General features: G+C 65.9%; 12 protein-coding genes. 9 read left to right on the top strand and 3 right to left on the bottom strand.

Annotated elements, in window-relative coordinates; all coding sequences use genetic code 11:
- Positions 1 to 332 precede the first annotated feature (332 nt).
- On the top strand, positions 333 to 1,274 hold the full coding sequence (locus tag K6I34_RS06270) for an aldo/keto reductase (protein ID WP_229323081.1): 942 nt from the start codon (positions 333 to 335) through the stop codon (positions 1,272 to 1,274).
- A 34-nt stretch (positions 1,275 to 1,308) separates the two neighbouring features.
- On the opposite strand, the gene K6I34_RS06265 is transcribed toward K6I34_RS06270, so the two are convergent.
- Positions 1,309 to 1,608, bottom strand: a complete 300-nt coding sequence (locus K6I34_RS06265; RefSeq protein ID WP_229323085.1) for a hypothetical protein — start codon at positions 1,606 to 1,608, stop codon at positions 1,309 to 1,311.
- A gap of 67 nt (positions 1,609 to 1,675) precedes the next feature.
- On the bottom strand, positions 1,676 to 2,137 hold the full coding sequence (locus tag K6I34_RS06260; protein WP_229323080.1) for an ATP-binding protein: 462 nt from the start codon (positions 2,135 to 2,137) through the stop codon (positions 1,676 to 1,678).
- A gap of 291 nt (positions 2,138 to 2,428) precedes the next feature.
- On the opposite strand from K6I34_RS06260, the gene K6I34_RS06255 reads away from it, so the two are divergent.
- The 5 genes from K6I34_RS06255 to K6I34_RS06235 all read left to right on the top strand — a co-directional run bounded on the left by K6I34_RS06255 (position 2,429) and on the right by K6I34_RS06235 (position 6,130).
- The gene (locus K6I34_RS06255) at positions 2,429 to 3,247 is read left to right on the top strand and encodes a helix-turn-helix transcriptional regulator (protein ID WP_308293969.1); all 819 of its coding nucleotides are present in this window, start codon (positions 2,429 to 2,431) and stop codon (positions 3,245 to 3,247) included.
- A 10-nt stretch (positions 3,248 to 3,257) separates the two neighbouring features.
- Positions 3,258 to 3,446 (top strand): DUF397 domain-containing protein, encoded by a 189-nt coding sequence (locus tag K6I34_RS06250; protein ID WP_229323078.1) that lies wholly within the window; start codon positions 3,258 to 3,260, stop codon positions 3,444 to 3,446.
- A gap of 191 nt (positions 3,447 to 3,637) precedes the next feature.
- Positions 3,638 to 3,931, top strand: coding sequence for a hypothetical protein (locus K6I34_RS06245; RefSeq protein WP_229323077.1), 294 nt, complete (start codon positions 3,638 to 3,640; stop codon positions 3,929 to 3,931).
- Positions 3,932 to 3,944: 13 nt separating this feature from the next.
- A complete protein-coding gene (gene tgmB, locus K6I34_RS06240; RefSeq protein ID WP_229323076.1) occupies positions 3,945 to 4,928 on the top strand; it encodes an ATP-grasp ribosomal peptide maturase in 984 nt (327 codons plus the stop codon).
- Entirely contained in the window at positions 4,925 to 6,130 is a 1,206-nt protein-coding gene (locus tag K6I34_RS06235; RefSeq protein WP_229323075.1) for a methyltransferase domain-containing protein, read from the top strand. The genes tgmB and K6I34_RS06235 overlap by 4 nt, the downstream gene beginning before the upstream one ends.
- 224 nt (positions 6,131 to 6,354) lie before the next feature.
- Here the strand turns inward: K6I34_RS06235 and K6I34_RS06230 are convergent, their stop codons facing one another.
- Complete coding sequence (locus K6I34_RS06230; RefSeq protein ID WP_229323074.1) at positions 6,355 to 6,504, bottom strand: hypothetical protein; 150 nt, start codon at positions 6,502 to 6,504, stop codon at positions 6,355 to 6,357.
- 252 nt (positions 6,505 to 6,756) lie between these two features.
- Here K6I34_RS06230 and K6I34_RS06225 point away from each other — a divergent pair, with 252 nt between their 5' ends.
- From K6I34_RS06225 to K6I34_RS06215, 3 genes are read left to right on the top strand one after another with little or no spacing between them, the layout of a single operon-like run.
- Positions 6,757 to 8,856 carry a helix-turn-helix transcriptional regulator gene (locus K6I34_RS06225; protein WP_229323073.1) on the top strand — a complete coding sequence of 700 codons (2,100 nt, stop codon included), beginning with the start codon at positions 6,757 to 6,759 and terminating at the stop codon, positions 8,854 to 8,856.
- Positions 8,853 to 9,830, top strand: coding sequence for a hypothetical protein (locus K6I34_RS06220; RefSeq protein ID WP_229323072.1), 978 nt, complete (start codon positions 8,853 to 8,855; stop codon positions 9,828 to 9,830). The genes K6I34_RS06225 and K6I34_RS06220 overlap by 4 nt, the downstream gene beginning before the upstream one ends.
- Positions 9,827 to 10,729, top strand: a complete 903-nt coding sequence (locus tag K6I34_RS06215; protein ID WP_229323071.1) for a DUF6339 family protein — start codon at positions 9,827 to 9,829, stop codon at positions 10,727 to 10,729. Before K6I34_RS06220 ends, K6I34_RS06215 begins: the two co-directional genes overlap by 4 nt.
- Position 10,730 lies beyond the last annotated feature (1 nt).

Genomic DNA, 10,730 nt, shown 5'->3' with positions numbered 1-10,730 from the left:
CCGCAGGGGGATGGCAGTCCCCGCCACGGCGCCGGGCGGGCCGCCGCGCCCCGTCAGGGGCGCGGGGAACTGCGCGAGCAACCAGCGACGACCCGCGGTCGCCGGACGGACAGGGGTGACCGAGCTCGTGGGCGGCTTTTAGGGGCGCGGGGAACTGCGCGACAAGCCCCCACCGGGGCCGCAGACGCGCGCGCAGCGCAAGAGGCAACCCGGTGGGCAACCGGACCACCGGACAGCAACTGACCACGGGGCCCGGGGGCGAAGCCCCCGCCACGGCGCCGGGGGCCCAGGGGGGCCGGAATGATCACCCCCGCAAGAGCGTTGGAACCACCATGGCTGACACTCACCAGAAGATCGGCTCACTCTCGGTCCATCCGCTCGCCCTCGGCGGCAACGTCTTCGGATGGACGGCGGACGAGACGGAATCGTTCGCCGTGCTCGACGCCTACGCGGCGGCGGGCGGCAATTTCATCGACACCGCCGACGTCTACTCCGCCTGGGTCCCCGGCAACAAGGGTGGCGAATCGGAGACCGTCATCGGCAATTGGTTCGCCTCCCGCGGCAACCGCGCCGACATCGTCCTGGCCACCAAGATCGGCGCGGGCGTCCCCGAACCGCGCGGCCTGTCGGCTGCCGTCATCAAGTCGGGCGTCGAGGATTCCCTGCGCCGCCTGCGCACCGACTACATCGACCTCTACTACACCCACTACGACGACCCGTCGGTCCCGGTGGAGGAATTCATCACCGCGCTCGACACGCTGGTGAAGGAGGGCAAGGTCCGCGAGATCGCCGCCTCCAACATCACGGCAGACCGCCTGGCGGAGGCCCTGGCCTTCTCGGATTCCACAGGTCTGGCGAAGTACGTAGCCGTCCAGCCGCACTACAACCTGGTCTCGCGCGACACGTACGAGGGCCCGCTCGCGGACGTGGTCGCACAGCACGGCCTGGCGGCGGTCCCGTACTTCGCCCTGGCGTCCGGCTTCCTCACGGGCAAGTACCGCCCGGGTACGGAGGTGGCAAGCGGCCGAGCGGAAGGCGCGAGCAAGTACTTGGACGACCGCGGCCTCCGCGTCCTGGCAGCCCTGGACCAGGTGGCCGAGGCCCACGCCGCGGAACCCGCCACAGTAGCCCTGGCCTGGCTCGCCTCCCGCCCCACGGTCGCGTCCCCCCTGGCGAGCGCCCGCACGGTGTCCCAGCTCCCGGCCCTGCTGGCGATGACGGACCTGAACCTGACGCAGGAGGAACTGACCCTCCTGACGGAGGCGTCGAAGTAACGCCCTGGTGAGGGGGCGGGGGCGCCCCCTCACCTCAGGCCCGGCTCTCCACAACCCAAGAAGCAAGCGCAACCCCACCGGCCACAGCAAACACGGACGGCCAGGCGCCCACCTTCTTCGCCAGCGGATGCGACCCGGCGAACGCGGCAACGTAGAGCCCGGTCAGCGCGGCAGCCTGAGGCGCCCCGACCTTCCCCGCCCACTGCCGAGCGGCAACGGCCCCAGCGGCAGCCAACACCACCCCACCAAGCGGCCGCTTCTTGGTCCACCGAGCGACGCCATACCCACCAACGAGCCCGCTCGCAGCCACAACAGACGTCGGAATCCCAGCCATCAGCACGACCTCCACATCACACGAAACCCATCGGTTTCGAGGCTACGCCGGGCCGCACGAGCAGTGGCTACGGGCCCGTATCCGCGCGCGGCTCGAACCACACGCACTTCCCGACGACGTTCAGCTCGTCCCACACGAGGCTCACCCCGGAGGCCGCCGAGAGCCCCCGAACGAGCATGAGCCCCCGCCCGTCCTCCTGCCCAGCCCGAGCCGTACGCCGCCGCGGGCGCCGCACGGCATTGCCGTCGAGCACGGAGATCACGATGCGGTCCCCGCGCACGGTGACGTCCACGGAGAGACTGGGGACACGGGCGTGCTGAACGACGTTGGTGACCAGGTCGGACACACAGACGAGGGCGTTCTCCACTAGCGAGGGCCGGTTGGCGGCCTCGAGTGCTGCGGCGACGAACTCCCGGGCGACCCGAGCGGTGGTGGGTAGGGCGGGTGCGGACAACTGATAGGTGTCCGTGGGTTCGAGGCCGTCCTCATCGATGGTGGTGTGGGGTCTGTTGAGCATGACGGTACGCATGACGTGGTCTCCCAACGCGGTCGTGGACCCCCGCGCCCTCACTGCCGTCCGTGGCTCGGCTACCTGGCCATGACGCCGTCAACGGGCAGGCATGTAGCTGCACTTCGGCTGTTCCCGACAGTGCGGCGCGGTGTTGGCTAGGACCGTAGGGCACATGTATGTGCCTCGCCAAGCGTGGGCCAAAGCCTGCGCGCCCGGCTGTGGACCCGTGAGACTTGGCGCAGGAGAATCTATGCGCCAGTCACGAGAGGGAAGTTGATGCCACCGCGGCGAAGTCCAACAGCAAGACAGGTGCGGCTCGGTACGGAGCTGCGCAAGCTGCGCGAATCCTCCGGCTTGCCTGCTCGTGCCGCCGGAGAACATCTCGGCGGGAACCAGGCACAGATCAGTCACATCGAATCCGGACGGTGGGGCGTCAGCGCCGAGCGGGTCCGTCGCCTCGCTGCCTTCTACTCCGCGACCGACATGAAATTGGTCGATGCGCTCTGCGCCATGGCAGAAGACCGAGGCAAGGGCTGGTGGGAAGGCTATCGAGGTGTCCTGCCCGCCGCGTTTCTGAACATCGCGGAACTTGAATATTATGCGAGGCACCTCCGCGCCTTTCAGGCCATGACGGTTCCCGGGATATTCCAGACCGAGGATTACGCGCGAACCATCTTCGGAGGTCGTATCCCGGCGCTCCCCGACGATGAACTCCAGGCCAGGGTCGAGCATCGACTCAGGCGTCGGGCCATCTTTGAGCGCCCGGCACCGCCTCAGTTCGAAGCCATCATCCATGAGGCTGCGCTCCACGTCCTCTACGGCGGTCGGAAGGTGGCCCTCGGCCAACTGCGCCATCTGCTCGAAGTCTCGGAGTGGCCCACGGTCGTCGTGCGCGTGATCCCCTTCAGCAGCGAAGAGTTCGCCGGCTCCGCACAAACCATGCTCTATCTAGGTGGGGTCGTCCCACAGCTCGACACGGTTCAGCTGGACTCTGCTTACGGTTCCGTCTTCCTGGACGCGGATGCTCAGCTCGCGCATTATCGCGCCGTATACGACTCGCTCGATCGGGTAACACTTGGGGTCAACGAGTCACGAGAAGTCATCAATCGAATCGCGAAGGAATTGTGAGTAGACGACGATGAGCGCGCTCATATCCTGGCAGAAGTCCTCCTTCTCCGAATCTGAAGGGAGCTGTGTCGAGCTTGCGTGGCACGAGGGAATTATCGTGATGAGAGAGGGCAACGATCCCGGTGTGACCATCAGGCTCACCCCCGCCAGGCTTGGCGCCCTGATCGTTGACGTCAAGTCGGGTGCGCTGATCGCCTGATCTGATGAACCCCTTCGGTGTCGGCCTCCTGCTTTCCCAGGTGGGAGGCTTCTTGGCATATGCCGTCTCATGGATGGGCCGGTCCATGCTTGTGCCCGATGTGGGCGAGGGCTACCTTCGCTGTGCGTCGCAGCGCGTGACACAAACGCACCGCACAACATCCAACACGTCGACAAGAGACGGGGTTTGGCATGCCATCGACCCACCGAGTCACGGAGACCTCCGAGCTGGACCTGGTTCTGCACTCGCCGGATGGTGAGTCCCGGGGGCTGTTCATGCGATCCGGATCGATCTTCCCGCTGAACCCCCTCCGCCACCTCTTGGCGAGCAGCGAGGAGAAGGCGACCACTGCCCGTCCCTGGGGCCTGGCGTTCCTTACGGTCCCCCGGCCGACCGCCGGTGCGCACGAGGGCGGCTCGAAGACCACGAGTGAGGGCTCGCCGGACGGGAGCGCCCCGCAGCAGGAAGAGATGCAGGACGACTGAGGAGAGGACCGCAGTGGTACGCACCGTGTTGGTCCTCACCGACGACACCGACCGAACCGCAAGCCGTGTGACTGCCGAACTCGCGCTCCGTGGCGTACCCGTAGTCCGCCTGGACGCAACGGACTTCCCCGTCAAGGTCAGTATGTCTGCCGAGATCTCGACGGGTGGCTCGTGGTCCGGGACTCTCTCCGATCCGGAGACCGGCTCCGAGCTCGTCCGTCTCGCCGATGTGGGCAGCGTCTACTACCGCCGTCCCACACAGTTCACTCTCCCCGAGGGGATGTCGCGGGCCGAGCAGGTTTTCGCGTACGGGGAAGCTCGACGGGGATTCGGCGGCGTGCTGCAAGCGCTTGAAAGAGCCCGTTGGGTGAACGACCCGGCTTCGGCTGCCCGAGCGGAGTACAAGCCCGTGCAACTGGCAGCCGCGGCAGCTGTGGGGCTGCGCGTTCCAAGAACGCTCATCACCAACGACCCCGAGCGGGCCTACGGCTGGGCCAAACAACTGGACCGCCCCATCGTCTACAAGCCACTCGCTGGTATCTGGCACGCGGACGAGGGCCAGATCCGCATCATCTACACCTCGCCCATCACGAACCCCGACGACCTACGTGATCCGGCGATCAAGCGAACAGCGCAGCTCTTCCAGGAGCAGGTACCCAAGCGACACGAAGCGCGTGCCATCGTCGTAGGCGACCAGGTATTCGCCGTCGCCATTGATGCGGCCTCGGACCGAGGGCGAACGGACTGGCGCTCGGACTACGACTCGTTGAGCTACCGCGTGATCGACCTGCCCGCTGATGTCAGGACACGGCTGGTCGACCTGCACAGGCGCCTCGGCCTGGCATTCGGCGCCGTGGACCTCATCCTCGACACCTCCGGGCACTGGGTCTTCCTGGAGACCAATCAGAGCGGCGAGTGGGGCTGGCTCGCGGCAGAAACCGGGATCGGCGTTGCCGGAGCACTCGCCGATCTCCTCACCCAAGAAAGCAACACATGACGAGCACGACCGATCGGGCGAGCGCGCAGTCCCTCGCCGATGCGCTGACCGCCGAGGGACAGCTGACCGCCCCTTGGCGGGAGGCGTACGACGCGGTGCCACGCGAACACTTCGTGCCCGAAGTCGCGTGGGCAGTGCCCGACGGGCCGGCTCCGGGGTACGCCATCGACCGAAACCGGAACGCCACAGGCTGGTGGAACGCGGTCCACTCCGATGCCTCGATCGTCACGCAATTCGACGATGGGCGGAGTGACGTACGTCGTGGGAGAGGCGTGCCGACTGTGTCGTGCTCCGCGCCCGGCATCGTGTTCTCCACCTTCGCGGCACTCGACGTGCACGATCACCACCGCGTACTGGAGATCGGGACCGGGACCGGATGGACGGCGTCATTGCTCTCCCACCGGGTGGGCGAGCGGAATGTCGTCTCCGTCGAGGTCGACGAGCAGGCCGCGGCGCAGGCAAAGAAGAACGTCAAAGCCGCCGGTTACGCTCCTTGCCTGATCACCGGAGACGGTTCGGACGGCTGGCTGGACGGTGCACCGTACGACCGGGTACACGTCACCTGCGCCGTCGAACGCCTCCCGTACACATGGGTGGCTCAAGCCCGTCCCGGCGGAATTATCGTCGCTCCGTGGGCGCCGCCCTTCGCGCAAGGCCAGCTCGTCCGATTCATCGTCGATGCCGAGGGCAGGGCGGTCGGCCGCCTGGTTCGTACTGCCTCATACATGATGCTCCGCTCGCAGCGCTACGCCTTGAAGTGGAACCCGCGTCATCCCCAAGACGCCCACCAGGAACGGACCCGCCTCGACCCGCGAGCAGTCGCCGAATGCCCGCTCGGCGCGGGTCTGGCGATCACCGCTCTCGCCCCGGGAGTAGCCAAGATCCTGGCACCGGACCTCACGGACTCGGGCAGGTGCTCCCTGCTGCTGGTCGAGACGGGCGAAGGCATCGGCGCGTGGGCCGCGGTCGACTACGTGCCAGGTGACCCGGACTATCAAGTCACCTGGCACGGCCCCCGAAACCTCTGGCAGGAGGTGTCCGACGCCTACCTGCGCTGGATCTCGTGGGGTCAGCCCGACGGCGAGCGGTTCGGCTTGACGATCGACGAGGGTGGCCAGGAGCTCTGGCTGGATCGGCCTGATTGCGTGATCAGGAGCACGAACGCTGGTGATGTTCGTGCGAGGAGGTATCACGCAGGTTAATTAGTTAGTTCGAATGGGCGCCAGCGAATAAGGCTCGACACCAGCAGCACTGCCTGCCCCGCGTCTCAGCGGGGCAGGCAGTGCTGCTGTGGAGTGCTGCGGCCGTGGAAACACCGTGCCAGGTCCGGAGAGTGGCGAGCTCGGCCTGTCGAGGACGGATGTTCGTCGCAGAGCCGGCGTATCCGCAAGTGGTGCAGTTGCCGGTTGATCGACTGCAGGGTCGGTCAACGGACGCGGTGGATGGAGATGTGGACGGGCCCCGTCGGGTGCTCGACGGTGATGGCTGCGCTGTCTTCCGTGTGCTGGATGGACACCGACGCCTGGGCGTCGCTGTCGACCTCGAACGTGTACTCCGTGCGGTTCTGCTCGGCCATGTGCTGGAGCCCTTCCAGGCGGCAACCCCGTGGGGTCGGAGTGAGTGACGTGAGTCGGCGTCAGGAAAACGCTACCTTGATCGCCGGCGTAAGGTCAACTGTAAATTGACGATATGCCGGCGTAAAATGGGTCTGAGCTGGGCCCCTGCCCCCAGTGGGCGGCTCAGGGGTGTCAAATCAACTTTGACGCTCCTCGAGTGTCAAAGTTAGCCTTTTGGTGCCGACCGGCCCAGAGCGAGGCAGAGGGGTGCCATGGGTGAGGCCAATACATTCGGAGCCTGGCTCGATCGACAGCTCGCGCGGAGAGAGGTCAGCCAGAGTCAGCTCGCCGCCGCACTCGATGTGAGCCGTGCTGCGGTCTCGGCCTGGGTGAACAACCGGGCCATGCCTCGCGCGGACAAGCTCAGCGCCATCGAGCGCTACTTGGAGCTCGTGCCGGGTGCCAGCACCGCACTCGACGAACCTGAACGGGGCGAGGTCGAGGTCCAGTGGTATCACCGCAAAGCCCACGCCGACGGAGGTCGTGAGTACGGCAACGCGGCTGCCTTCGCCTTCGACGCAGACCTGGCCGTCCTTGCGAGGGAAGCCACTCAGAACAGCCTGGACGAGAGGTACGACAAGAGCCGTCCCGTGCGGGTGAAGTTCACTCTGCACGAGCTCAGCGGGGAGACGCTCAACAACTTCCTCGGTGCCCTGCAATGGAGCGAGCTCGAACCGCACTATGACGCGGCCGCACAGCAATCGCAGAAGGTCGGACGAGTCCTGGCCGAGGGGCTCCGCCAACTTCGTGAAACGAATCGACTGCTGCTGCTACGCATCGACGACTACAACGCGTCAGGGCTGACCGGCTCCGAATACGCGGACGGCAGGTACGCCGCTGTGGTCCGTCGGCAGCTCGACAGCCACAAGGAGAACGGTGGGCGCGCCGGCGGCTCCTACGGTCTGGGTAAAGCGACGCTGTGGGCGACGAGTCGGCTGGGTCTGGTGCTGATGAACAGCACGCTCTCGAGGCCCTACAAGGGGCTTACCGAACGACGAGTCGTCGGACGGTTGGATCTGCCTTGGCGTGAGGTCTCCGGTGTTCCGTACGCAGGCCCGGCCTGGTTCGGGGAGCCGGACTCGGAGCCTGAGTACAGAGGTGTGTCGCGATCGTGGTGGGCGGATCAGGAGACGACGGAGCGGCTGCACCTGAAACGCGAGAACGCCGAGCCAGGGACCTCCTTTCTGATCGTCGGGGCTCATGATGCAGGGGACGACGCCGAGAAGGACTCGCTCAGCTTGGCTGACATGCATGCCAAGCTCGTGGCCGCGCTGGCGAACAATTTCTGGGCATCCATGACAGCCGGTCGATCCACGCAGCCTCTGCTGCACGCTTCGGTGACAGCGTTGCGCAACCATCAAGTGGTGATCCCGGACGAGCGGGTCGACCCTCGAGAGCATCGCCCGTCCGAGAGCCGGGCACTCCAGGCGTACCTGGACGGTGACACCGTGGGTGTGTCGGAGTCGAGTGATGACGTGACTCTCGTCAAGGTGCCTCTTATGGTGCCCCCACTGCGGAGCGGAGGTGTCAGGACAGGGAAGGGCACGCTGCATGAAGCCGTCCTGTTGGTGACCTCTGCCGATGGCGGTGACAGCGAATACAACAGGGTCGTGTGCATGCGCGGGAGCCGTATGACAGTGCAGACGCGCCGCCCACGTGAGATCCCGCTCGGCACCGACCCCTTCCAAGCGGTCCTCCTCGCCGGATACGCCACTGGACGGGAGGGGGAGGACGTCGAGCTCGCCGAGGCGTTCCTGCGGGCTTCCGAGCCTCCTGAACACGACAAATGGGACCGGACCGATGAGTTGGCGGCCGTGTATGCCCGCGGCGCCCTGAGCCGGCTCAACGAGTTCCGTACCGCGATGGACGACGCTGTCAGAAGCGTCGTGGGTCGGAAGGAGTCCCGCGGCGATACCGGTCCGGCGGCCCTCAGGGAGCGGCTGCGGTTGGGCGTTCGGAACGTCCGTCGGCGAAACGAGAGCCCGCCCGTTCTCCATCTGCTCAATGCCAGAGTGGATGCGATCGGCGCATGGCACATCGAGGCAGAAGTACGGGTTCCGCAGCGCGACGACCCTTGGCTGGTGGCCCCCGTCGCGAAATTCGACGTGCGTTCCGGCGGGAGACCGGTGTTGGCATGGGCGGAGCTCTCCGCAGGGGAGAACTGCCACATCGAGGACGGGGTGTTGAGGATCGACCCAGGCGCGAGGGATGCCTTTTTCTCTGGAGTTACGGATGTGAACAGCCATCCTGTCAAGGCCGCGCTGGCACGTCTCGTCGTCGACCTCCAGACGCCTCGAGGTGGTGCGGCATGAAGTCGTGGGTCCCGTACCCGACCCTGGTGGGCGACGTGCAGCTCGACGTCACCAGCGGCAGGATCGACGGTCAACTTCTCGACTACCGCACGAGGTTCGCCAGGGAGCAGCAGACGGTCGCATTGAACGAGGTCGAACGCGCTGACTGGAAAGAGGCGCGATTCGAGGTTCGGGTCACGCTGCCGGGAAGCGAGATCGACAGCGGTACTTGGGAAAAGGTGGTGTGTGTCGCCGTACTTTCGGAAGGGGCGACCAATACACGTTCGGTGACCGAGCTGACTCGTGGTCCGGGGACGACATGGACCGGCCGTGTCCTTCTACCACGGGGTATGTACCGTAGTCGGGCCGTGCTGACAGCGAGTGTGGTTGCCACGGTGGACGGTGTCGAGGGACGCGTGATCGGTAGCACGGAGCAACCGTGGTACATCGATCTCACGGCACGTGAGCCGATTCGAGAACGTGAGTTGAACATCGTCGAGATCGATTTCCGTGGAGGGCCGGAAGAATGGCTCAGACCGTTCAAGGACGCGCCCTGGCTCGTCGACGCTACTGGGGACATGCCGACGGTGTGGCTCAACACGGGATTCGAAGGACTTGTCGAGCTTCTGCACGGATCGGGTAACCCGGTCGAGAAGGCCATGAGAGAAGTGGTCGCTGCGCAGATCGCCGAAGAGGCATGGACCGCGATGTTCCACTCGGCTGTGACGGACCTCGACTTCGACGACAACAGGACTCCGCGGCTTCCTTCGGGATGGCGAGGAACAGTGCTGGCTTCGATGCTTCCGGACGTCGTGCCTTCCACCCCCCTGGAGGACGCCCTGCGCGAGGTTCATCTGCGGCGCAGTGACGGCCAGGGCTGGGCCGAGTTGCAGACGAATGTGCAGTACGCGGCCTCACGGCACAGCAAGGTGCCCAAGGGCCTGAAGGATGCTGTTCGTGCTCTGCACCGTGCCGATGAAGGGAACCGTCGATGAACCGGCACGACGCCGCAGGCCCGGAGCAGCTTGCTCTGCTTCCTCAACAAGTCGTGAGCAGGTACCTCACCGATGGTGTGCGCAGCGGAAGCGAGGTACCGCCGATAGTGGCGCTGCAGCGGGCGAGTAAACCGCTGTCCGACACCGGTGCACGGTGGGCTACCGCCCATGTCCGGCGCCTTCTCGACGTGGCGATGGAGCGTTTCGACGGCCGACCCACGCAGGCCGACGCATGGTTGGCGCCGCGTTTGCACGCCACGATCAGGATGACGCGAGCCGAAGCTGCCGAACCCGAACTCTGGGCTTTCTTGGCGATGGTCGTCGCCCCGGACTACGTGGTGTGGCGGCACAAGGGCACAGCCGGCAAGGACGGTAGTAGCCCAGCTGCGACGGTGGATCGCTTCTTCGGGCCTCATTACAAGCAGGCCTTCGCCAGACTGTGGTGGGCTGCCGAGATGTTCCGGGACGGCGAGGATTATCGTCCCGTCGTGGTGGCCTGCGGCACCCAGGACATGGTGAACAGTGTTCTGCGGCTGTCTGTCATCGACCACCGACCGACAGCACGTGCTCTGGTGCGCGTGCTCGAGAACCTGACAGCGGTAAATGCGTCGGTTCTCGGCGACCGGATGAACGCCGTTTCGTCGGCGGTCAATGCAGCCGGTAGTACGTTGATGTACGAGGTGATCGCACCGGACAGCCGTCTGGACGTGGAGGATCTCATGGCGTGGATCAAAGCTGCTGAGGACGAAGTGCCGGTCGACGAAGAGTCGCTGCCGGACGGCCCGAACGACGGTGCCGTCCCCCGGGCAGCTGTGGACACGCTGACGCGTTACTTCGAGGAACTGGCGGCAGAAGCGCCGATCCGTGATCGCAAACGGATGAAGGATGGCGACCAGTAAT

It is taken from the genome of Streptomyces sp. UNOC14_S4 (assembly GCF_020740835.1).
Lineage (GTDB): Bacteria > Actinomycetota > Actinomycetes > Streptomycetales > Streptomycetaceae > Streptomyces.
This window is presented reverse-complemented; position numbering and strand designations above follow the sequence as displayed.

Coding starts and splice junctions, on each gene's coding strand:
- K6I34_RS06270 (WP_229323081.1), top strand. CDS start 333: ATGGCTGACACTCACCAGAAGATCGGCTCACTCTCGGTCCATCCGCTC.
- K6I34_RS06250 (WP_229323078.1), top strand. CDS start 3,258: ATGAGCGCGCTCATATCCTGGCAGAAGTCCTCCTTCTCCGAATCTGAA.
- K6I34_RS06220 (WP_229323072.1), top strand. CDS start 8,853: ATGAAGTCGTGGGTCCCGTACCCGACCCTGGTGGGCGACGTGCAGCTC.
- K6I34_RS06245 (WP_229323077.1), top strand. CDS start 3,638: ATGCCATCGACCCACCGAGTCACGGAGACCTCCGAGCTGGACCTGGTT.
- K6I34_RS06215 (WP_229323071.1), top strand. CDS start 9,827: ATGAACCGGCACGACGCCGCAGGCCCGGAGCAGCTTGCTCTGCTTCCT.
- K6I34_RS06235 (WP_229323075.1), top strand. CDS start 4,925: ATGACGAGCACGACCGATCGGGCGAGCGCGCAGTCCCTCGCCGATGCG.
- K6I34_RS06225 (WP_229323073.1), top strand. CDS start 6,757: ATGGGTGAGGCCAATACATTCGGAGCCTGGCTCGATCGACAGCTCGCG.
- K6I34_RS06260 (WP_229323080.1), bottom strand. CDS start 2,137: ATGCGTACCGTCATGCTCAACAGACCCCACACCACCATCGATGAGGAC.
- K6I34_RS06265 (WP_229323085.1), bottom strand. CDS start 1,608: ATGGCTGGGATTCCGACGTCTGTTGTGGCTGCGAGCGGGCTCGTTGGT.
- K6I34_RS06230 (WP_229323074.1), bottom strand. CDS start 6,504: ATGGCCGAGCAGAACCGCACGGAGTACACGTTCGAGGTCGACAGCGAC.